This window comes from Kitasatospora sp. NPDC093102 (genome assembly GCF_040683915.1).
GTDB lineage: Bacteria > Actinomycetota > Actinomycetes > Streptomycetales > Streptomycetaceae > Kitasatospora.
The window spans coordinates 13,367-36,532 of record NZ_JBFBFA010000024.1 but is presented as its reverse complement, the minus strand read 5'-3'; the positions used below and the strand labels follow the sequence as shown (position 1 = coordinate 36,532).

15 protein-coding genes are annotated in these 23,166 nt (G+C 71.0%); 9 read left to right on the top strand and 6 right to left on the bottom strand.

Annotated elements, in window-relative coordinates; all coding sequences use genetic code 11:
* Positions 1-302: 302 nt before the first annotated feature.
* The 3 genes from AB0O11_RS25870 (at position 303) to AB0O11_RS25860 (ending at position 11,900) form a co-directional block, all read left to right on the top strand.
* Positions 303-4,688 carry a LamG-like jellyroll fold domain-containing protein gene (locus AB0O11_RS25870; protein ID WP_363391537.1) on the top strand — a complete coding sequence of 1,462 codons (4,386 nt, stop codon included), beginning with the start codon at positions 303-305 and terminating at the stop codon, positions 4,686-4,688.
* 88 nt (positions 4,689-4,776) lie between these two features.
* Positions 4,777-11,235 (top strand): RHS repeat-associated core domain-containing protein, encoded by a 6,459-nt coding sequence (locus AB0O11_RS25865; protein WP_363391534.1) that lies wholly within the window; start codon positions 4,777-4,779, stop codon positions 11,233-11,235.
* Between the two features lie 23 nt (positions 11,236-11,258).
* Complete coding sequence (locus tag AB0O11_RS25860; RefSeq protein ID WP_363391531.1) at positions 11,259-11,900, top strand: hypothetical protein; 642 nt, start codon at positions 11,259-11,261, stop codon at positions 11,898-11,900.
* Between the two features lie 76 nt (positions 11,901-11,976).
* On the opposite strand, the gene AB0O11_RS25855 is transcribed toward AB0O11_RS25860, so the two are convergent.
* Together AB0O11_RS25855 and AB0O11_RS25850 are read right to left on the bottom strand one after the other, a co-directional pair.
* Positions 11,977-12,114: a DUF397 domain-containing protein gene (locus AB0O11_RS25855; protein WP_363391528.1), complete on the bottom strand. Its 138-nt coding sequence runs from the start codon at positions 12,112-12,114 to the stop codon at positions 11,977-11,979.
* A complete protein-coding gene (locus tag AB0O11_RS25850; protein WP_363391526.1) occupies positions 12,077-13,015 on the bottom strand; it encodes a helix-turn-helix transcriptional regulator in 939 nt (312 codons plus the stop codon). Before AB0O11_RS25850 ends, AB0O11_RS25855 begins: the two co-directional genes overlap by 38 nt.
* A 160-nt stretch (positions 13,016-13,175) precedes the next feature.
* Here AB0O11_RS25850 and AB0O11_RS25845 point away from each other — a divergent pair, with 160 nt between their 5' ends.
* The 3 genes from AB0O11_RS25845 to AB0O11_RS25835 all read left to right on the top strand — a co-directional run bounded on the left by AB0O11_RS25845 (position 13,176) and on the right by AB0O11_RS25835 (position 15,151).
* The gene (locus AB0O11_RS25845) at positions 13,176-13,604 is read left to right on the top strand and encodes an ATP-binding protein (protein ID WP_363391523.1); all 429 of its coding nucleotides are present in this window, start codon (positions 13,176-13,178) and stop codon (positions 13,602-13,604) included.
* 14 nt (positions 13,605-13,618) lie between these two features.
* Positions 13,619-14,173 (top strand): hypothetical protein, encoded by a 555-nt coding sequence (locus tag AB0O11_RS25840; RefSeq protein ID WP_363391520.1) that lies wholly within the window; start codon positions 13,619-13,621, stop codon positions 14,171-14,173.
* 201 nt (positions 14,174-14,374) lie between these two features.
* Positions 14,375-15,151 (top strand): hypothetical protein, encoded by a 777-nt coding sequence (locus AB0O11_RS25835; protein ID WP_363391517.1) that lies wholly within the window; start codon positions 14,375-14,377, stop codon positions 15,149-15,151.
* Between the two features lie 29 nt (positions 15,152-15,180).
* On the opposite strand, the gene AB0O11_RS25830 is transcribed toward AB0O11_RS25835, so the two are convergent.
* Entirely contained in the window at positions 15,181-16,179 is a 999-nt protein-coding gene (locus AB0O11_RS25830) for a helix-turn-helix domain-containing protein (RefSeq protein ID WP_363391514.1), read from the bottom strand.
* Between the two features lie 70 nt (positions 16,180-16,249).
* Here AB0O11_RS25830 and AB0O11_RS25825 point away from each other — a divergent pair, with 70 nt between their 5' ends.
* Complete coding sequence (locus tag AB0O11_RS25825; protein ID WP_363391511.1) at positions 16,250-17,200, top strand: NADP-dependent oxidoreductase; 951 nt, start codon at positions 16,250-16,252, stop codon at positions 17,198-17,200.
* A gap of 88 nt (positions 17,201-17,288) precedes the next feature.
* On the opposite strand, the gene AB0O11_RS25820 is transcribed toward AB0O11_RS25825, so the two are convergent.
* Positions 17,289-17,777: a hypothetical protein gene (locus tag AB0O11_RS25820; protein WP_363391508.1), complete on the bottom strand. Its 489-nt coding sequence runs from the start codon at positions 17,775-17,777 to the stop codon at positions 17,289-17,291.
* Between the two features lie 289 nt (positions 17,778-18,066).
* Between AB0O11_RS25820 and AB0O11_RS25815 the strand changes: the two genes are divergently transcribed.
* Positions 18,067-19,308, top strand: coding sequence for a hypothetical protein (locus AB0O11_RS25815; protein ID WP_363391505.1), 1,242 nt, complete (start codon positions 18,067-18,069; stop codon positions 19,306-19,308).
* A gap of 9 nt (positions 19,309-19,317) precedes the next feature.
* Positions 19,318-19,746: a hypothetical protein gene (locus tag AB0O11_RS25810; RefSeq protein WP_363391503.1), complete on the top strand. Its 429-nt coding sequence runs from the start codon at positions 19,318-19,320 to the stop codon at positions 19,744-19,746.
* 3 nt (positions 19,747-19,749) lie between these two features.
* Here the strand turns inward: AB0O11_RS25810 and AB0O11_RS25805 are convergent, their stop codons facing one another.
* Both AB0O11_RS25805 and AB0O11_RS25800 read right to left on the bottom strand, forming a co-directional pair.
* On the bottom strand, positions 19,750-20,817 hold the full coding sequence (locus AB0O11_RS25805) for an NAD-dependent epimerase/dehydratase family protein (RefSeq protein ID WP_363391500.1): 1,068 nt from the start codon (positions 20,815-20,817) through the stop codon (positions 19,750-19,752).
* Between the two features lie 8 nt (positions 20,818-20,825).
* Positions 20,826-22,946 (bottom strand): DUF362 domain-containing protein, encoded by a 2,121-nt coding sequence (locus AB0O11_RS25800; protein ID WP_363391498.1) that lies wholly within the window; start codon positions 22,944-22,946, stop codon positions 20,826-20,828.
* Between the last annotated feature and the right edge of the window lie 220 nt (positions 22,947-23,166).

Here is a 23,166-nt window from a genome sequence, read left to right as displayed (position 1 = left end):
ACCGACGTCCCGGAGGCGCGGCGTTCATTGCCCGCCCCGGCCTCGCGCCGACCGCTCTCGGTCACCGTTCGCCACCACCGGCCGGGGCCGGAACCGACCCCGAGGCCCCCCTCATGGCGTGTTTTCCATCACAGACCATCAGGCATTTTATCCGGTTTTACCTGGACTACTCCCGATCTGACGATACGTCGACAAGGAAATGCCTCCTCACCGCTTTCTCATGGACCTTTGACACTTCGTTTAGGTGTCCATGAAGATCCGCTCGCACTTCGCCCATATATCCGAGTCGGAGCTTACGCACAGTGAGAACATCAGCAAGACGGTCGGGCAGCCTGCTCGCCGCGGCACTCGCCGCGGTCGCGCTGGCCGCGACCGCGGTGGTGCCGGCCGCCGCCGCCACCGGAGGGACACCTCCGCCCGGCGTGACGGATGCCCAGGACACCGCCGAGAGCCTGGCCGTCCACGAGGCCGCCCGCACCGGCAAGCCCGTCGAGGTGCTCGCCAAGCGCAGCGAGACCAGCGACACCGTCGCCCAGCCCGACGGCAAGCTGAAGACCACCACCTACGTCCAGCCCAGGCGGGTGCGCAAGAACGGCGCCTGGGTGGAGCTCGACCCGACGCTGCAGTCCCTGCCCGGCGGCGCCGTCGCCCCCAAGGGCTCCACCGCCGACCTGCAGTTCTCCGGCGGCGGCAGCGCGCCGCTGGTCACGATGGCCCGGGCCGGCAAGGAGCTGAAGCTCAGCTGGCCGAAGCCGCTGCCCAAGCCGACGGTCAACGGCGCGACCGCCGAGTACGCGTCGATCCTGCCGGACGTGGACCTGCGGCTGTCCGCCACCAAGACCGGCTTCACCCAGGTCATCGTGGTGCACACCGCCGAAGCCGCGAAGAACCCCGAGCTGGACCAGCTCCGGCTCGGCCTGCACGGCAACGGCCTGACGTTCAGCCAGGAGGCGGACGGCACCCTCTCCGCGAAGGACCCGTCCGGCGGCGGCACCGTCTTCGAGGCGCCCGTCCCGGTCATGTGGGACTCCTCCAAGCCGGCCACTGCCACGCCGAGCGCCCCGGCCGCCGCCCCCAAGGCTCTCAAGGCCGCCCCGCAGGCGGCTCCGCAGGCCGAGGCCGCCGCCCCCGCGCAGAACGCTCCCGCCGCCGGCCAGGACGACCCCGCCGCCGCCGGCTACGGCGACCTGCCCGGCGAGGGCGCCAAGATGACCCGGCTCAAGGTCGACCTGCCCAAGGACGGCCTGGTGCTGTCCCCCGACCAGGCCATGCTGGACGCCCCGGACACCGTCTACCCGGTGATGATCGACCCGGCGTGGAACACCCCGCACGCCGGCGACTGGGCGGGCGTCTCGCGCACCTACCCGAACCAGGCCTACTGGCACTTCACGTACAACAGCAGCTACGTCCACGACTGGGGCGTCGGCTACTGCGGCGACACCTCGCGGTGCGCGCCGACCGACGTCAAGCGGGCGTTCTTCCAGGTATCCAACCCGTTCGTCGGCAAGCAGATCCTCAGCGCCACCTTCGGCACCTACGAGAGCTGGTCGTACTCCTGCGACGCCCGGCCCGTCGAGCTCTGGAACACCGGCTACATCTCCCCCGGCCTGAACTGGAACGGCCAGAACGCCTCCGGGTTCTGGGGCCGTTACCTGCAGACCATCAACACCGCCAAGGGCTGGAGCGGCAACTGCCCCGGCGGCTGGCTGGAGTACGGCGAGACCGGCGCGGTGCGGAACCTCGTCCAGGACGCCGCCAACTGGGGCTGGCCGACCATCTCCTTCGGCCTGAAGGCCCAGAACGAGGGCGACACCCTCGCCTGGAAGCGCTTCACCGACGACGCCTACCTGTCGGTGAACTACAACCTGCGGCCCAACCAGATCCCGATGTCCGACATGACGATGTCGCCGGGCTCGGTCTGCCAGTACCCGGGCATCAAGATCAACAAGATGCCGCAGGTCACCACCCGGGCCACCGACCCGGACGGCGAGGCCATCGGCGTCCAGTTCGCGGTCGGCTGGGACGACGGCACCGGCCTGCGCCGGCGCTGGTGGTCCACCGGTTCGGAGGACGCCGCACCGGGGTGGGACACCTTCAAGGCCTCCGGCTCGATCTTCTCCTGGCCACTGCCGACCGGCCTGCCGCAGAACCTCCAGCTCGACTGGGAGGCCCGTGCCTGGGACGGCGCGCAGTGGGGGCCGTGGTCCTCCGACGGTGACCCGACCGGCTGCTACTTCATCGTCGACACCTCCGCACCGGACGGGCCCGCGATCACCTCGGACGCCTACCCGGGCTCCAAGGACGCCACCGCCGTACTGCCGTGGACCGACGGCGTCGGCAGGAACGGCTACTTCACCATGAAGTCGGCCGCCACCGACGTGGTCAAGTACCAGTGGGGCCTCGACACCTCGCCGTCCGCGGCGAACGAGGTCGCCACCAGCGGCGGCGCCGGCCAGACCGTGCGCATCCAGCCGCAGACCGCCGGAGTGCACTTCCTCTCCGCCCGGGCCGTCGACGGCGCGGGCAACGCCTCGCAGCCCGAGACGTACTACTTCAACGTGCTCTCCGGGCAGCCCCAGCGCACCGGCTGGTCGATGGACGACCCCAGCGGCACCAGTCTCACCGGCAGCGGCGGCAGCTTCGACACCACCCTCGGCTCCGGCGCCACCCCGGGGGCACCGGGCCACCTCAACGAAGCCCTCGCCCTCGACGGCACCGCCAACGGCTACGCCGAGACCCAAGGCGCGGTGCTGGACACCACCCGCAGCTTCACCGTCTCCTCCTGGGTCCGGTTCGACGGCACCACCGGAACCCGTGCGGCGGTCAGCCAGGGCGGCCCGGACTACTACGCCTTCCACCTCGGCATCGAGAACGTCGCCGGCGTCCCCAAGTGGGGCTTCAAGGTCCAGACCGCGGCCGGTAACCAGGACGCGAGCACGATCGGCCTGCAGTCCACCGACCCCGCGACGACCGGCGCGTGGACCCATCTGACCGGCGTCTGGAACGCGGACGCGCACACCATCCAGCTGTACGTCAACGGCACCCTCGCCAAGTCGGCCACCGCGAACGCGGTCTGGGACGGACACGGCCCGCTGGAGATCGGCCGCACCCGTTGGAAGGGGCAGTGGGTCGACAACTGGCCCGGCGCCATCGACGAGGTCAGGGTCTGGGACCGCTCCCTGAGCACGGCCGACGTCGCCGCCGTCGCCGCCGACAAGCAGCTCGCCACCGGCCGCCCCGCCAAGGCGGTCTGGCACCTGGACGGCAACAACGCCAAGCCGGTCGGCACCGCCGAGGCCGACAACCTGACCGCCTACAACGGCGTCGCGCTCGGCCGCCCCGGCATCGCCGACAAGGCGATCCACCTGGACGGCGTGGACGACTACCTGCGCACCAGCCGCCCGCAGGTCGACGGCAGCCGGGACTTCTCGGTCTCCGCCTGGGTGAAGCTGCCCGCGCCGGCGCCCGGCGACGGCACCGCGAAGATCGCCATCTCCCAGATCGGCCAGCACAACAGCGAGTTCTCGCTGTACTACTCCGCCTACTGGCAGCGCTGGGCCTTCGGCCGCTACAAGGAGGACACCTCCGCCGACACCCTGGTCCGCACCTGGCAGCCCGACTGCACCCCGGGCACCCAGATCAACGGTGTGCCCTGCTTCGCCGGCACCACCGGCGAGTGGACCCACCTGCTGGGCGTCTCCGACACCGCCGCCAAGAAGCTGCGCTTCTACATCAACGGCTTCCTCGTCGGCGAGTCCGACTACACCCAGAACGCGCCGTGGGCCAACCCCGGCCCGATCCAGATCGGTGCCGTCAGCCGCGAGGGCGCCAACGGCGAGTTCTTCGGCGGCGACATCGACGACGTGCGGATCTACGACCGCGTCGTCACCGGCCCCGAGGCCGGCGCCATGGTGCAGCAGCGCCCGCAGCTGGCCGGCCGCTGGAAGCTCGCCTCGGCCACCGGCACCCCGGCCGTCACCCCGGACGAGGGCCCGGCCAAGGCCGGCGCCCAGCTCGGCGGCGGCGCCTCGATCAAGGCCGACGGCGGCGTGCTGCCCGTCCCCGGCACCCTGCTGCTGGACGGCTCCACCGGCTACGCGGCCACCGGCTCCGTCCCGCTGCACACCGGCCAGAGCTTCACCCTGGCCGGCTGGGCGAACACCGCGGGCGTCCCGACCCGGAAGATGACCGTCCTGTCCATTGCCGGCGCCAACAACAGCGCCGTCACCGTGCGCTGGGTGCCGATGGGCAACGACACCAACGGCCAGCCGTACGGCCAGTGGGAGGCCGAGGTGCGCGACACCGATGCCAACACCGGCGGGACGCGCACCAGGACGGCGCACACCTCGGCCATCTCCGTCATGGAGAACTGGACCCACCTGGCGGTCAGCTACGACGCCTTCTCGGACCGGCTCGCCCTGTACGTGAACGGCCAGGTGGAGAACCAGGGCTGCCCGGACAACTCCACCGGATGCACCCCGCACATCTCCTGGGCCGCCGGCGTCCCGCAGCCCTACGAGGCCACGGGCGGCGTGCAGTTCGGCCGGAACAAGGAGTCCGGCGCCTGGGGCGAGTACTTCTCCGGTGAGCTGGACGACGTCTGGCTCTACCAGGGCGTGCTGAGCCCCGCGCAGATCGGCAAGCTCGCCAACTTCAACGTCGAGCTGGACACCTCCACCGGAGTCTGATCCCCATCCTTTCCGCGGGCCGGGCGGCCATCTGCCGCCCGGCCCGTGGTCTGCCATGTCCCTTTCCCTTTCGAGGAGTTGTTCCCCCATGAGCAGGAAGAGGTCGGTGCTGCAGCCGACCCTCACCAGAGTGTCCGCGGTCATCGCGGGCACGCTGGTCGGGTCACTGCTGCCGGCACTGCCGCTGGCCGCCGTCGCGGCGGCCGCGGAACCGTACACCAAGCCCTCCGCGGTCTCACCCGAGAAGCCGGTCAAGGGCTCGGACGCGAAGACCAAGGACCGCAAGGCCGACACCACCGTCAGCAAGGCCGACGGCAAGCACGGCGCCCTGCCCGGTGCGGGCAGTGCCACCGTCGACGTCCCCGCCGAGAAGGGCAAGGCGGTCAAGGCCGGCCAGCTGCCGGTCGCCCTCTCGTCCTCGGGCGCAGCGGGCAAGGCGAAGGTCGAGCTGCTCGGCCAGGACGCTGCCGCCAAGGCCGGGATCAACGGTGTGCTGCTGACCGTCTCCGGCGCCGACGAGAACAGCGGCCTGGCCGTCGACTACTCGTCCTTCGCCCAGGCCGCCGGCTCCGGCTTCGGCTCGCGCCTGAAGCTGGTCCGCCTGCCCGAGTGCGCGCTCACCACGCCCGACCTGCCCGAGTGCCGGGTGCAGACCCCGCTGCCGGGCGGCAACGACGTGGCGAAGCAGACCGTTGCCGCGGACGCGCTGACCACGGCCCCGGCCGGGTCGATGCGCCTGCAGTCCGTGCCGGGAGCGATGGTGCTGGCCGCCACCGCCGGGACGGCCGGGCCGAGCGGCGACTACAAGGCGACGCCGCTGTCCAGTGCGTCGAGCTGGTCGACCGCGCTGAACAGCGGGTCGTTCACCTGGTCCTACGACATGCCGCTGACCGCGATGCCGGGCGGTCTGACGCCGAAGGTCGGCCTGTCCTACAACTCCGGCGTGATCGACGGCCGGACGGCCAACAGCAACAACCAGGCGTCCTGGGTCGGGGACGGCTTCGACCTGTCGCCCGGCTTCGTCGAGCGCAGCTACAAGGCGTGCGCCGACGACGGCGCGCCCAAGACCGGCACCGCCAGCCCGGGCGACCTCTGCTGGGGCACCGACAACGCCACCATCAGCTTCGCCGGGCACTCCGGTGAGCTGATCCCGGTCTCCGGTGACGAGTGGCGGATCAAGAACGACGACGCGACGAGGATCGTGCGCGTTCGCGACACCGCCCGGGGCAACGGCGACAACGACGGCGAGTACTTCCGCGCCACCACGCCCGACGGCACCAACTACTACTTCGGCTACAACCGCCTGCCGAACTGGTCGGCGGGCAAGCCGGAGACCAAGTCGGTCTACACCGTGCCGGTCTACGGCAACAACGCCGGCGAGCCGTGCAACGGCGCGGACTTCGCCTCGTCCTGGTGCCAGCAGGGCTGGCGGTGGAACCTGGACCTGGTGGTCGACGCCCACGGCAACGACATCACCTACTGGTACACGCCCGAGACCAACAACTACGGCCGCAACCTGAAGGCCACCGACCGCACGCCCTACATACGCGGCGGGCGCCTGGACCACATCGAGTACGGCCAGCAGCAGAGCGACCTCTACTCGGCCACCGTCAAGCCGATGGGCCGGGTCGAGTTCGGCACCGCCGAGCGCTGCCTGGAGACCGCGGCCGGCGTGTGCGATCCGGCGAAGATCGACGCCAACCGGCAGTACTGGTACGACACTCCGTGGGACCAGAACTGCGCCGACGGCACCGACTGCACCGGCAAGTACTCCCCCACCTACTTCACCCGCACCCGGCTCACCCAGGTCGTCGCCAAGACCCTGCAGGCCGACGGCAGCTACGCTGCCATCGACACCTGGGACCTGAAGCACAAGTGGGGCACCGCCGACTTCGACTACCAGCTCCTGCTGGACTCGATCCAGCACACCGGCACCTCCGCCACCCCGCCCGTCTCGCTGCCGAAGACCACCTTTGCCTACAAGCAGCTGGCGAACCGGCTCGACAAGGTCGGCGACGGCCGCATGCCGTTCATCAAGCAGCGCCTGGGCACCGTCACCGACGAGTTCGGCGGCCAGATCGACGTCAACTACTCGGCGCCGGCCTGTGACTGGAACGCCCTGCCGACCCCGCAGAACAACACCACCCGCTGCTTCCCGCAGATGTACCAGGCCTCGCTGGAGAGCCCGGTGACCACGGAGTGGTTCAACAAGTACGTCGTCGAGTCGGTCATCGGCACGGACCGCACCGGCGGCGCACCCGACATGGTCACCCGCTACAGCTACCTCGGCGACGCGGCCTGGCACTTCGACGACGAGGACGGCCTGACCAAGGACAAGCTCAAGACCTGGTCCCAGTGGCGCGGCTACGCCCGCACCCGGGTGCAGACCGGCGGCGTCGCCGCCATGTCCACCCAGTCCGACCACTACTACCTGCGCGGCATGGACGGCGACCGCTCCGACCCCGCCGACAAGACCAAGAAGCGCACCGTCACCGTCGACGACGGTCAGGGCACCACGATCACCGACGACAACGCCTGGGCGGGCTTCGAGTACCGCACCGAGCAGTACGACAAGCCCGGCGGCGCGGTCCTCGGCAAGACCGTCAACACCCCCTGGAAGAAGGAGACCGCCAAGCGGGTCCGCGACTGGGGCACCACCACCGCCAACATCACCGGCATCGCCGTCACCCGCGCCTTCACCTCGCTCGACAAGGGCGCGGGCAACACCTGGCGCGAGACCAGGAGCAACACCACCCGCGACGACTACGGCCGCTCCACGGTGGTGGAGGACCTCGGCGACGTGGCGGTCGCGGGCGACGACAAGTGCACCCGCACCACCTACGCCGACAACACCGCGGCCTGGCTGCTGTCCAGCATCATGCGGGTCGAGACCGTGGCCGTCGGCTGCGGAAGCGACGTCAGCCGGCAGACGCAGGCCGACGGCACCTCCGCCGTCCTGTCCGACAAGCGGGTGCGCTACGACGGTCAGGCGTACGGCGCCGCGCCCACCAAGGGTGACGTCACGCTCGCGCAATCGCTCAAGTCGCAGACCGGCAACAGCGCGACCTACCTGGACAACGCGTTCACGTACGACGTCTACGGACGTACGCTGACCTCCACCAACCTGGCCTCCACCACGATCTACGACACCACCGGCGCCACCGGGCCGGTCACTTCGGCCTCGCCGGACGCCCGGACCACCACCACGGCCTACACCCCGGCCACCGGCCGGCCCGCCAAGTCCGTGGTGACCAGCCCGCCCGCCAAGGCCGGCGACGCCACCACCACCCAGGTCAGCACCACCGAGTACGAGCCGGTGCGCGGCCTGACGAACGACACCGTCGACGCCAACAACCGCCGCACCGACATCCAGTACGACGCGCTCGGCCGCACCCTCAAGGTCTGGCAGCCCAACCGCTCGAAGGGCACCGGGCAGAGCCCCAACCACGAGTTCGAGTACGCTGTCACGGACGGCAAGATCATCGCGATCTCCGCCAAGACGCTGAACAGCGACGGAACCCAGCAGACCGGGTACACGCTCTACGACGGCTTCGCCCGCGTGCGGCAGACCCAGGACCCGGCGGACAACGGCGGCCGCGTGCTGACCGACACCTTCTACGACGACCGCGGCCAGGCCGCCCTCGCCTACGCCCCGTACTACGCCACCGGCGCGCCCTCGACGACGCTGCGCAACGTCGACGACACCACCGGGGTGGAGAGCCAGACCGCCACCGCCTACGACGGCCTCGGGCGGGTCGTCAGCGTCACGGCCCTCGCCGGCAACGGCGTCGGCACCCCGCTCTCCAGCACGCTCACCGAGTACGGCGGCGACCGGGTCACCATCACCCCGCCCACCGGCGGCACCCCGACCACCACCATCTCCGATGCGGCCGGCCACACCACCGAGCTGCGCCAGTACAAGTCGGCGACCCCGACCGGCGCCTACGACGCGACCAGCTACGGCTACGACCCGGCGGGCAACCTCACCAAGCTGACCGACCCGTCCGGAACGGCCTGGACCTGGCTCTACGACCAGCTCGGCCGGCAGACCAAGGCGGTCGACCCGGACAGCGGAACCACCGTCAAGGCGTACGGCAGCCGCGGCGAGCTGACCAGCACCACCGACGGCCGCGGCAAGACGATCGCCAGCGTCTACGACAACCTCAGCCGCCTGATCGAGACCCGTGAGGGCTCGGCCACCGGTCCGCTGCTGACCTCGCAGGCGTGGGACCCGTCCGGCAACAAGGGCGTGCTGTCCTCCAGCACCCGCTACAGCACCGTCGGCGGCACCACCTACCAGTACAAGACCGCCTACTCGCTCTTCGACACCCTCGGCCGGGCCAACCGGACGACCGTCACCGTCCCGTCCGTCCCGGGTCAGGAGGCCCTCGCCGGCAGCTACATCAGCGGGAGCATCTACCGTCTCGACGGCCTACCGCAGAGCATGACCTACCCGGCGGCCGGCAACCTGCCCGCGGAGTCCGTCTCGTTCACCTACGACGCGCTGCGCCGGCAGACCGCCGTCGAAGGCATCGGCAAGTACCTGACCAACCAGACCTTCAGCCTCACCGGCAAGCCGTTGCAGTCCACCCTCAGCAACGGCACCGCCGGCAAGGAGCTGTACGTCACCAACGCCTACGAGTGGGGCACCCAGCGCCTCGCCTCCAGCCGCACCGACCAGTACGGCGTCACCGGAGCCCTCCGCGCCGCCGCCTACACCTACGACCAGGCCGGCAACGTCACCTCGGTCACGGACACCTCGCGCTCCGGCACCGACCGGCAGTGCTTCCGGTACGACTACCTGGCCCGCCTGACCGAGGCGTTCACCCCGAACGGCACCGGTTGCCCGGACAGCCCGAACGGCGCCGCCCTCGGAGGCCCGGCCCCGTACTGGACCAGCTGGACCTACAACACCAACGGCACCCGGGCCACCGAGACCCGACACGACGCCACCGGCAACACCGCCCAGGACGCCACCACCACCTACACCTACCCCGCCGCCACCGAGGCCCGCCCGCACACCCTGACCGGCACCAGCACCGTCACCGGTGCCAACGGCACCCCCGTTTCGGAGGGCTACGACTACGACGACGCCGGCAACACCACGGGCCGGCACCTCAAGCCGTCCGGCAACCAGACCAGCGACCAGGCCCTGACCTGGGACGTGGAGGGCCGGCTCGGCAAGGTCGTCGACACCGTCACGACCACGAGCGGCTCCGCCACGACCGCCACCCGGAGCACCGACTACCTCTACGACGCCGGCGGCAACCGCCTGCTCGGCCACACCGTCGACTCCGCCAACCCCGCCGCCGAGAACTGGACCCTGTACCTCGGCGGCACCGAGCTCAACCTCGTCAAGGGCGCGGCGAAGCCCACCGCCACCCGCTACTACGCGCTGGGCGGTGCCACGGCCGTCCGCACCGACGACAACCGGGTGACCTTCCAGGTCGCCGACCACCACGGCACCGCCGAAGTCGGCGTCGACGCCACCACCGGCGCCGTCGCCCAGCGCCGCACCAACCCCTTCGGTGGCATGCGCGGCACCGCCCCGTCCACCTGGGCCGGCACCCGGGGCTTCCTCGGCGGCACCAGCGACACCACCGGGCTCACCCACCTCGGCGCCCGCGAGTACGACCCGGCCACCGGACGGTTCATCAGCGTCGACCCGGTGATGACCACGACCGACCCGCAGTCGCTGGCCGCGTACACCTACGGCGACAACAACCCGCTGACCCTCAGCGACCCGACCGGGCGCAACATCCTTGAGGGCCTGTTCAACTCCATCACGGCGCTCCTGAAGGCCATCCGGGCGACCAAGAAGGAACTCGGGATCAAGCACCCGATGGACAGGACGAGCGCGCACAACAACGCGCAGGAGGTCGCCGCCGGGGAGATCAAGAAGCAGGCCTCCAAGATGGGGGCGAACAAGTTCGAGGTCCTGCAGGGCGCCCCGGTTCCCCGGGCCACCAAGAAGTGCATGGACGACCCCTCGCTGACGGACTGCAACAACGGCTTCGTCGACATCCTCGGCCACGACCCCAAGAGCGACGTCTACTACGTGTGGGAGGTCAAGTCCGCCGGTGAGGCGTCCAAGGCCGTGCCGGAGGCCGAGTGGTACGTGAAGAAGCTGCAGGAGGACGGCAAGCAGGCGGTCCTCGGGTGGACTATCGCCGGCCCCTACGACGTGCCCGACGGCAACATCGTGGTCGGCCCGGCGGAGGGTGCGGTGATCTACGGGAAGCCGGACAATCAGAAGATGAAGCAGCACATGCCCGCTTCCGGTACGGCGCAGCAGTCGCAGGCCGCACGGGTGCCCACCGCCACTCCCGGCCCGGCGCCCGGCAAGTACCCTGGCACCGCACACCAGCCGGGTCTGGGGACCACGCCGCTGGCCGACAGCGGGGTGAGCATGGCGCCGCTGTTGATCCCGGCCGGGGTCCTCGTCATCGCGGGAGTCGTGGCAGGTGCCCCGGTGGAGGCCGGAGCCGCTGCGGGGACGGCGACGACCGTGGCCGTGACGCAGGCGCTGTTCGACCTGGCAGCATGACAATTCCGAACGGAGGAAGAGAGATGGTGTCTCTTGACGCGTGGACCCGACAGCACGTGGCGCCCGTGGCAAAGGAGGCCGGTCTGACCCGCAAGGGCCTGGTGTACCGCCTGGCTGCGGACAACGGCGACCACGCGCTGCTGGAGTTCCGGGCCCGACGCCTCGATCCGGCGATGGAGGTGTTCACCGTCAAGGCGTACGTCGTGCCGGCCGCCTCCTGGGCGTGGAGCTACCGCAAGAGCTGGGAGTCCGCCAGGAAGAAGGCTCCGGACGCGTCGGCCGCCATCGTGCAGTGGGGCGTGATTCCACCGGAGCAGGCCGCCTACGAGCCCGACAACGTGAATCCGCTCAACCCGAACTGGGCGTACGGCGGACGGATCGACCCCGATGCCGCCGGCCAGGCCATGGCGGAGGTCCTTCGGGAGCACACCCTTCCGACCATGCGGCGGCTGCTCGACCGTGACGCACTGTTCACGGAGATCTGCAGTCCCAGCTTCGAGTTCCACCGCGGCCGGCCGCCCGGCTGGGCCCGGATGATCCTCCGGGTCGACGAGGCCACACCGGCCGAACTCGAAGAGCTGGTCGGCCAGGTCGAAACGAGCTACCCGGTCGTCGACGAGTTCATCGCCTGGGCCCGGACCCGGGCCGCCGAACACAACGGATGACCAACGAGCGCCCGGCCGGAACCCCGGCCGGGCGCTCGTTCCGCATCCGGCCGTCCCTCGTGCCGTCGAAGCCCGGTCAGCCCTTGACCGGGAACTCGTCTTCCCGGATCGCGGCGATGAAGGAGTCCCATGCGGCGGCCGGGAAGACGAAGGCCGGGCCGTTGGGGTCCTTGGAGTCACGCACGGGGACGAGGCCGGGGAATCCGGGGGCCACTTCGATGCAGTCGCCGCCGTTGGGAGCGCTGTAGCTGCTCTTCCGCCAGACGGCTCTGGCGAGCTCGTTCCGCGTCATCCTTGTACCCTTCCAGCGCATCACGGATCAGCGCAAGCGAGTTACTCCCTGAGAGTACCTCGCTGCGAAGCCGATCATAGGCGCGCCGGTGCGCGGCGACGACTTCCGGATCATTGCTCGGATGCCCTCGATCCAAGCTCTCCGAGTAGACGTAGTTCTGCCCATCAGGCATCTCCAGTAGAACCATCGACGTAGGGATGACCGTCCTGCGATCCGCGAACGGTGCAATCTCAATGATCACGTTCGACAGTTCCGAGATGGTCAGCAGGTGCTCCATCTGGCGGCGCATCACCTCAGGCCCGCCGATGACCGTTCGAATCGTGCTCTCGTCGAGAACAGCCAGGAGCAACGGGCCGTCCTGCACGAGGAACCGCTGTTGTCGAGCCAATCGTGCTGCCGTTCGCTCCTCGATGAGCGCCGTCGAATTACCAGCGGCAAACAGCGCCCGCGCATACTCCCGGCACTGCAGCAAGCCATGCATATAGCCGCACTGGTAGACGCGGGCACCAAGTGCTTCGGACTCCGCGTCGGCATGAGTCTGGAACCAATCCGGGTGCTCGACCCCCGCGCTCCAGTCCACCCGGTCCCAGAGCCGCTTCAGCGACCCGCCCGTGTCGAGCAACACGTCGGCCTGCACGACCATGTCCGGCGGCATGCGCCTCTGGCCTGACTCGTACCTTGTGATGTTCGGCCTGGTGCAGTGCAGCAGCTTCGCCAACTGCTCCTGCGTGTAGCCGGCCATCTCCCGGTAGAACCGCAGCTCTTCACCGAAGATCCGCGCCGAACTGGCCGTCACTTCGCTCTTGAGTCGCCGGTGTGCCATGCCCGACCCCCTGACGTACCGCGTGTGCCTGGTACCCGATTTCGGCCATCACCGTACCTCCGCAGGCCGATCATTGATACCGGAACGCGATCATCTGCATGCGTAGCGTGATTGCGCGCTCCCTTCGTACGCCCCCTCCCGTCCCCTGAGGTACTCCCCCATGCTCACTGCCCGCCGCCCCCGTACGTTCGTCGCGCGCCTCGACTCGCGGACCGAATCCACGCCCCTGGCCCGGTACCTGCTTCGCGCCTACCTCGCGGGCCTCCCTGCCGGCGACCGCTACACCGACACCGCCGAACTCCTCCTCGGCGAACTGTTCGCCAACGCCGTCCAGCACTCCGACGCCCCCGACGACCGCCACATCGAGATCCGCTTCGCCCTCGTCAACTCGCGCCTCCGGCTGGAGGTCCACGACGCCGGCAGCGGCCGTCCGTCCCTCCGGGCCGCTGCGCCGGACGACGAGCACGGACGCGGGCTCTTCCTCATCAATGAACTCGCCGAACGCTGGGGCTGCACCTCCCGACCCGGCGGGATCGGCAAGTTTGTCTGGGCCCTCGTCGCCCCTTCTTCCTCCATCGTCACCGTCTGAAAGCCACCCCACCCATGCACCTCGCCACCCTCGCCCGCCACGCCCTCTCCCGCGGCACCACCCCCGCCGCCACCTACGCCCTCCTCGCCCGCCGCACCCACAAGCCCCTCCCCTCCGCCCGAGCCGTCTGCCTCGCCCTCACCATCCCCCTCGCCGAAACCACCCGCCGCCTCAACGACTGCTACGACGCCCTCCTCGCCAACCCCCGCCCGAACTCCGAAACCGACACCGGCGAACTCCTCGAAGCCCTCGGCGTCTTCGACATCCCCGCCTCCCTCACCGACACCGAACTCGCCATCGTCGACCACTTCCTGACCGCCATCGACGCCATGGGCGGCATCCGCCCCGGCCACCAGCACGGCCTGAGCCGCTGGTTCACCACCGGCAACCTCACCACCGCCTACCTCTCCCTCGCCGCCGCCCAGCCCCTCCCCCGCACCGGCGACCCCGCCCGCTACTGGACCACCCTCACCACCGCCGGCGAACTCCTCACCACCACCCCCAACCCCGACACCCGCATCACCTACGCCCTCACCCACTGCCGCGCCCAAGCCGCCACCCACACCTGAACCTCGCGCGCAGGAAGTCGGCCCCACCGACTTCCTGCGCAGCACGGCTCGGTGGCATCGCCTCAGGCCGACTCCACAGGGGAGTCGCCCGAAAGGAGTGCCCCGGATCAGCTCCACGCCTGGCCGGGCCGAAACCCGGATGCACCGGTGCACCACCGTTCGACAGGATGTGGCGGGTCAACGAACGGAGAGGGAAATCCGATGTCGAAGTACGACATGCTCGTCGTCCTGCCGCCGATGCCGCCCGAGCAGTACCGCAAGGCCATGGTCGCCGCCCTCGCGCCGTACAACACCGAACTCGAAGTGCCCCCCTACCGGGACTATGAGCCGGCAGACCCGAACAGCGTGTACTGGGTGCAGGCGAACAGAGAACGCGGCCTCCTCCCGAACCGGGAAGACCTCAGCTGGGCCGAGATCGCCGACCTGATGAACTCCACGACCGGGAATGCCCCCGGCGACGGCGGCTACCTCTACGTCGACGACGCCGGACGCGGGTACTTCCTCCGCACCCACAACCCTCAAGGCGAGTGGGACGGCCTGTCTCTGCGCATCGAAGGCCCGCGCCTGCTGCACCGGCCGGACGCCGCCGGGGACCCGCGGCTGGTCAAGCACGACTACGGAGAACTGCCCCAGGATCGCGACCTGCTCGGCGACCTCCCTGGCCGGTGCGACGGCGGCCCGCGCGGGCTGCTGGACTTCGAGGCGCTGCGCGCCGCGCACGAGCGGCTGGCCGGGGAGCGGCACGACGCGTGGGTGGCCGGCGGCGACGCGCCATCGGCGTGGCCGTTCCGGTTCACCGCGGACCGGGCCGAGAACCTTGCGCAGGCCCGCGCCAACGCGGTGCCCGGCTACGCGTTGCTGCGGCTCGACGGAAGGTGGATCGACAAGCGCGACGACGGCTACCTGCCGGAAGCCAACGCCTACTTGGATGCCCTCGCCCCGGAGACCGTGGTACTGGACGTGTGCTGTCACTGCTGACGCTGCGCCAGGTCCGGCCGGTGACACGCTCAGAGCCGCTCGGGTACCCCGCTCCGGCCCCGGAACGTGTTCCGGTACGCCTGGGGCGACACCCCGATGGCGGCGTGCAGGTGCTGGCGCAGGGAGGCGCCGGTGGCGAAGCCGATCTCCGCGGCGATCCGGTCGACCGGCAGGTCGCTGGTCTCCAGCAGGTGGCGGGCGCGGTGCACCCGCTGCTGGATCAGCCAGCGGCCCGGGCTGGTGCCCGTCTCCTCCTGGAAGCGGCGGGCGAAGGTGCGCGGGCTCATGCGGGCGTGCGCGGCCAACTCCCTTAGCGCGAGCGGGCGGTCGAGGTGTTCCAGCGCCCAGGCCTGGGTCGCGGCGGTGCCGTTGGCTCCCTCCGGGGGCACCGGCTGTTCGATGTACTGGGCCTGGCCGCCCTCGCGCCAGGGCGGCACCACGCAGTGCCGGGCGACCTGGTTGGCGACGGCGCTGCCGTGGTCGGAGCGCACCACGTGCAGGCACACGTCGAGCCCGGACGCGGCGCCCGCCGAGGTGAGCACGTCGCCGTCGTCGATGAACAACACGTCGGCGTCCAGGGCGACGTGGGGGAACATCCGGCGGAAGGCGGGCGCCAGGGCCCAGTGCGTGGTGGCGCGCCGCCCGTCGAGCAGACCGGCGGCGGCCAGCGCGAACGCGCCGGTGCAGATGGAGACGATGCGGGCGCCGGGGCGGATCCGGGCGAGGGCCGCGCGGTCCGGCTCCGGCAGGTCGGCGGTGACGCGGTGCAGGGCGTAGGGCGGGATGACGACCGTGTCGGCGCCCTCCAGCGCCTCGGGCCCGTGCCCGACGGTGATCGTGAAGTCGGCGTCGGTGGCGACCGTCCGATCGTCCGTCGCCGCACACGTCACCACCTCGTACGCCCCCGGCACCCCGGGGAAGACCCGGTTGGGGATGCCCAGTTCGAAGGGGTACACGCCGTCCAGGGCGAGGACGACGACGCGGTGCGGCGGCCGGTCACCGGGGCCGCGGGGTTCCATCGCAGGCATGGCACGATCCTATCGGTCTTTGGCAATCCTGCCATTTCCCAGGTCAGGGCCGGGGCCGCACGCTTGATCCATGACCACGAACACGATGCGAGCCATCACCCAGACCACCTTCGGCGACCCGGACGTCCTCCACGAGGCCGAGGTCGAACGCCCCGCACCCGGCGTCGGCGAGATCCTCGTGGCCGTCCACGCCGCCGGGGTCAACCCCACCGACTGGAAGCACCGCGAACGCGAGATCTTCCTCGGACAGCCCCCGTTCACGCTCGGCTGGGACGTCTCCGGCGTCGTCGAGGCGGTCGGCCTCGGCGTCTCGCTCTTCGTGCCGGGCGACGAGGTGTTCGGCATGCTGCCGTACCCGTACGGCGCCGGTTCGCACGCCGAGTACGTCACCGGTCCCGCCCGGGCCTTCGTGCCCAAGCCCGCCGCACTGAGCCACACCGAGGCCGGCGCCCTTCCGCTGGTGGCGCTCACCGCCTGGCAGGCCCTCGTCGACACCGCCCGGGTCCAGCCGGGGCAGCGGGTGCTGGTGCACGCGGCGGCCGGCGGCGTGGGGCACGTCGCCGTGCAGATCGCCAAGGCGCGCGGCGCGTACGTCATCGGCACGGCGTCCGCCGCCAAGCACGACTTCGTCCGCGGCCTGGGCGCGGACGAGGTCATCGACTACCGCACCGCCGACTTCGTGAAGGAGGCCCGCGACGTCGACGTGGTCCTCGACCCGCTCGGCGGGGAGGACCGGCTGCGCTCCCTGGAGACGCTCCGGCCCGGCGGCGTCCTGGTGTCGATCCTGCCCGTGGACCTCGACGGACTGGCCGAACGCGCCGCCGAGCTGGGAGTGACGGCGAAGACCCTGCTGGTCGAGCACGACCAGGCGGGCATGGCCGCGATCGCCTCGCTCGCCGAGTCCGGGCAGTTGCGCGCGCATGTCTCCGGCACGTACCCGCTCGCCGGGGCCGCCCGGGCCCACGCCGAGGGCGAGACGGGCCGGGTCACGGGAAAGCTGGTGCTCACCGTCCGCCCGTAGCGGCCCCCACCAGACCGCACACGCCTCGGCGGTGCGGATCCGTCCCGGATCCGTCCCGGATCCGCACCGCCGTCGGCGATCCCGCGGACTACTGGGTGGTGATGCCCCAGAGTGTGGCCTGCACCGGGAGCAGTTGCTGGCCGCTCTTGCCGACGACCGCGAGCCCGTCACTGTACGTACCGGGCTTGGTCCCGCTGACCGGCTCGACCATCACGGTGAAGGCCAGGCGGGTACCGTCCGAGGTGGTCGAGTTCAGATGGGTGTCGAGATCGAAGGACAGCACCTTGCCGTCGACCTGCACGTCGAGGGGCTTGGCCGGGGTCGTCTGGTACGTCTCGTCGTTGTAGTAGTAGTGGTTCCCCCACTCGACCCACTTCCAGCCGGTCGGGACGGTGAAGGCGTAATGCACCTGCCCCGGCTTGTATTCACCTTCCGTCGGCTCCACGTGGATCGAAACAGTGAAGATATGGAACCCCTTGACGGACTTTCCGCCGGAACCACCGCCGGCGGAGCCGACAGGGCCGCTCTCCTGCGTGACGATGACCTTCTTCGCCGGGTCTCCGGGCATGGGGATCACCCCGCCTTTCCGTGAGGAATTTCCGCAACCGGGCGAGGTGTCGCCACGGCGCGTGACAGCTCGACTACGAGGCCGTCGACTCCAGGCTCACACACACGAGTCGCATACGCACTCCGACGCGATGGCCTATCAAGCCGACGCAGCAGCTCCGCAAACAGCCACCGTGTCACAATCGGTGCGCGCCCGGACCAGAGAAGTTCGTCAGCAAACTTCCCAATTTTGCTCCGCACGGACGGCATGCGATCAAACCGCACCCCTCGTACGATGATCAGTGGAGGTCAGGAACCAGATGGGCACCTACCCCTACGCCTTCCACATCGCCCTGGACGGGAACGGCATGAACGGCCTGGAGGGGGCGGCCGGCGTCTGCGTCTTCCGCTACAACCCGGACACCGGCGAGTACGCCTACCGGGTGCGGTACTACGACGGCGTCTCCGGCGGCCACGCCGTCAGCATCACCCCCGACCGAAGGTTCGGGTTCCTCGGCAACGCCGGGCAGCAGCTCCTCTTCTACGACGTCCAGTCATTGGACGAGAGCGAGCGGGTCTCCACCCTGCGGTTCGAACCCCCCGACGCGGCCATCAAGAGCAGCACCCACATGGTGTGGCTGGACGGTACCCACGGCGTCACCGCGATCGGTGACGGCCTGTGGCTGCTGGACCTCGACCGCCCGACCGAGGCCCAGCGCATCGGCGACCACCTGCTGAAACTCCCTCACGCCATGAAGCGCACCGCCTCCGGCCGGTACGTCGTCTACGGCGGCATGGACCACCCGGGCCGCGGCGAGGCGGCCGAGGTCGGCGTCTTCGACCTGGAGAAGCGCGTCGCCCGGCGGGTGCGGCTGCCGACGACCTGCTGGCACGTGGCCTGCCACCCGAGCGACGACCGGTTCTACGCGCTGTCCTTCCGGGTGCTGCCGCAGGAGGGCCGGGACTGGCACGAGTGGGCCATGGCCTACTTCAAGGAGTACGTGTACGAGATCGACGCCGAGACCGGGCAGATCCTGCGCCACTGGGCCTGCGGACAGAACGTCCCCGCGCACATCAACTCGGACGTCTGCGTCTCGGACCGCGAACTGATCTACTGCAACGGCGGCAGCGGCACCATCGTCATGATCGACCTCGCCGACTTCGCCTCGTACCGCGTGATCGACGAACGCCCGCGCCTGGCTGCCCAGTTGCGCTCCGCCCGGCAGGCCGCGCGGCAGGTCACCGACGCCTTCACCCGGGGCTCGCCCGGCCCGAGCAGCAAGCATTTCATCGGCGCCCTGCGGGTCACCCGCGGCACGCTCATCGACGGGATCTACGCCTGCCAGCTCTCCGCCGACCAGTCCCTGCTGTTCACCGCCAACCGGGGGCTCAACACGATCACCGTGTACGACTACCCGGCCAACACCGTGCGGCTGCGAGTCGAGATGCCGGAGCTGCGCACCCACCTGCCCGAGCTGCCCGTCTGGACCGATCCCCGTCTGGGGTTCCACCACAGCACGCTGCTGAGCCCGCAGCCGGTCCTTACCGGAAACCCGACCTGAGGAGTGGCCATGAGCCCCGAGACCCCCGAACAGCTGAACGACGAACTTCGAGCGGGCTGGGAACACCTCCGGTCCACCGCGGCCACGATCGCCGAGCTCCAGACCACGATGTGGGGCGACTGGGCGGAGCTGACGGCCGGGCTGGCCACCGGCAGGCTCGCCTGGGGGAAGGTCTACAGCGAGTACTGCAAGTTCGTCGCCGACGAGGACCTGAGGTTCGCCCTGGAGCTGAGCGGGCTCGGCATCGACTACGCCCGGCGGATGGCAGAGGTCACCCGAGAGCACGAGCAGCGCCTTCGGGACCACCTCAGCAGGACCGCGTGGGGAGACGGCGCCGACGCCACGGACGGTGACGACACCGGTGACGACACCGGCGACGGCGACGGAACGGACGGGAAGCCCGCCGGTAAGCCCCGCACCGGGAGCCCGAAGCAGTGAGGGTCAGCGCGGCGCCGGGCCCCCGTCCTCCAGCGGGCGGGGAAGCAGCTCCCGCGCGCTCGTCACCTCCGGATGCGGCCGCAGCCCGGACCTGACCCGGTCCGACAGGTGCGGGCTGGTCACCAGCCAGCCCAGCGCCTCGACCAGCGCCTGGCGCGCGGGCCTCGGCCGGTAGCCGAGGTCCGCCGCCTTGTCGTGCCGGTACCAGTAGAAACGCCCCATCGTCCGGGCCTCCGCCCGGGTGGTCGCCGGGGCCCGTGCGGTCAGCACCGCGCGGATCTCCCCCAGCGTCGCCGCCAGGTACGCACCCGTGTGACTGGCGGTGGCCCACGGTCCACGGGTGCCGCACAGCTCGGAGACGGTCTGGTGGATGGTCCGCCAGGCCCAGTTCTCGCCGCCGAGCAGGTAGCGCTCCCCGGGCACGCCCCGCTCGGCGAGCAGCACGTGGCCGGCCGCGACGTCCCGGACGGAGACGATGTTGCAGCCGCCCGGATAGGTGGTGCGCAGCGGATCGGCCAGGTACCGGGTGATCAGCGCGTTGCTGGGCACCAGCCGCCAGTCGGGGCCGCCGACCACGATGGTCGGGCAGGCCGCCACCACCTCCAGGCCGAGGTCGGTGCCCAGGGCGAAGGCCGTCCGTTCCTGCTCCAGTTTGGTGACGAAGTAGTCCGGCAGGTACTCCTCTCCGGGCAGCCACTGCTCGTCCCGGGCCACCGGTCCGCCCGACGATCCGCAGGTGATGGACGACGAGGTCAGCACCACCCGCCGGACCCCCGCCTGCGCCGCCGCCCGCAGCACCTCGCAGGTGCCCTCCACGTTGGCCCTGGCCAGTTCCTCCCGGCTGGTGTCCCAGTAGGCGAACAGGGCGGCGCAGTGGAACACCGTGTCGCAGCCCTCGAACGCCGGCGGCAGGCTGAGCGGGTCGCGCAGGTCGGCGTTGACCAGGGGCACGTCCAGGCCGTGCAGCGGCCGCAGGTCGCTGCTGCGGCGCACCAGCGCCCGCACCTCCTGGCCGGCGTCGTGCAGCGTACGCACCACCTGGGACCCGACGAGCCCGCTGGCACCGGTCACGCACGCCCTCACAGGGCCCGCCTCGACCGCCGGTCCCGGGCCGCGGCCTCGCGCAGTCCCTGCCAGAAGCCGGCCACCGCCGGGCGCAGCGACTCGCGGAACTCCTCCAGCAGGGGGGAGCGGGTCGGGAGGTCGCCGGGCGCGACGTGCCAGAAGCCGTCCGGCCCCAGCCGTCCCGGCGGTGTCGGCACGGTCAGGGCCTGCGAGGCGACGGTGCGCAGCATCCGGGCGGCCTCGGTCAGCCGCTGGGTGGGCAGCTCGGCGGCCTCCAGGTCGTCGGACTCCTCCCAGGGCCGGCCGATCCGGTAGGGGCGCCCCTCGTACTGCGCCTCGAAGTTGTCGAGGGTGCGGATGAAGAAGCGCTGGTAGGAGTCCTGCACCAGCGGGTCCCTGAGTTTGGGCCGGGTGTCGGGGCGGATCACCTGCCAGGTCAGCGGGAGGGTGAAGCGCTGGCGCACCCGGATCACGATCCGGGTGCGGCCGCCGCCGTCCGCCGGGAGGAAGGTCACCGAGCCGTCGTCGTACTCGGCGGACCCGTTCGGGCTGCGGACGGTCCGCCAGGAGATCCGCTGCCGCTGTTCCCCGTAGTCCACCGACTCCAGCTTGCAGACGTCGATGGGCGGACCGCCGTAGTACGAGAGGTAGTTCGGCTGTGCCAGGTACAGGTTGCGTTCGATCTGGCGGGTGGGCCGCCCCTGGGCGTCGCGGGACACCACGTGGACCCGTCCGCCGAGGTAGTCGGTCATGTAGCTGATGGACCGGCTGATGTCGACCCGCCGGACGAACTCCCGGTACGGCGCGTTGACGGTGCGTTCGCAGCCGAACAGGATCGAGTGGCCCACATGCTGCCACCGCATCTGCCAGGCGTCCGCGGGCAGCGCGTCGATCACCGTCTCCAGTGGCCGCAGGAGGTCGGTGATCCGGTCGTAGTCCTCGTGGGTGTAGGCGTCCGGGTCGACCGCGAGGGAGACGTCCCGGCGCCGGAGGCCGTCCTTGGCGTTCCCGGTCCGCCAGGCGCGGACGGTGGAGGAGGCCGACGCCGCCGCGCCGACCACCGTGCACAGGGCGGCGGCGGCGGCCGGGTTCGCGTCCGCGGCGCGGATCAGCGAGGTGAGGAGCCGGGAGAGCCGGGCGAGGGCCGGGTCGGTGACCTCGGCCGTGCCCGGGGCCACGTGCCAGGCGGCGACGCTGAACAGCCGGTGGGCCCGCCCGTCGGGAGCGAGTCGGCGCACCGCCTCGACCAGCGATCTCGGCGGGTTGCGCCAGCCCTGGTAGGGCGTCAGGTCGCCGTCGATCCGGTAGGCGTCCGGCAGGCCCCGGTCGCTGAGCACCCGCGCGTTGAGCGGCGACGAGACGGGGTCGACGCCCATGAGCAGCGCGCCGACCAGGTCCGCCAGCGCGCCGTCCGGTGCGGCGATCACCGTATCCGTCCGCAGGGGCCTGCCGACGTGCGATCCGGCGCACCCGTGGCTGCTCACCACGGCGTCGATGAGGTGGAAGTCCGGCGGGTGGGAGCGCAGCAGGTCCACGACGACTTCGGCGCCGTCCCGTCGGGCGCGGTAGTGGTGGTGCTTGTCGTCCTGCGGGAGCACGCCGAACAGGTTGGCCAGGCACAGGGCGTAGCCGAACTCCGGGTGGGTGCTGTTCTTCGCGATGTTGATCCGGAAGCCCGCGTCCAGCCACCTGCGCGCCAGGCCGCTGCCGTGCAGCACGGAGGAGTCGGGGAACCCGGCCGGCCCGACCTCCTCCGACAGGTCCACGACGCGGTAGGCGTTGCCCTGCGGGGTGCGCCCGCCGTAGCCGAGTCGGCGGCAGGCTTCGGGGAGCCCGGGGCCGGCCAGCCAGGTGTCCGGGCCGCAGCGGGCGGCTCCGACGGTGGCGTCGCGGTAGCCGCGGTCGTGCAGCAGGTCGATCAGGTGCTCCACCAGGGCGGCGCTGACCGCGGTCGCCGGATCGCCGTACGCGGAGGTGCCCGGTGTCAACAGCACCGCGACCGTCCCCGGGTCGCCGTGCGCCCGTTCGGCGAGCCGCTCCCAGAGCCCGGCCCGGGCGACCGCCTCCGCCAGCAGGTCGGCGGCGGAGAGCGGCCGGACCCGGGTGGAGCGGGCCACGGCGGCGACGACGGTCACATCTCCCCCAACGCCGGCGGACGGTGTTCCTGCGTGCGGTCGAACCGTCGCCGATTCGCCGGAAAGCATCCCCAAGAGGTTTGAAGGGATGCTACTGGCCGGGGGTCGGATGCCGGCCCGGGACACGCGCTCGTGTCCCGGGCCGGCCGTCGCCGGCGGACGGCGTGCGCGCGGCGGGAAACCGAACAGACCGGGGCACAGTCGGACCGAATCGGGCGGG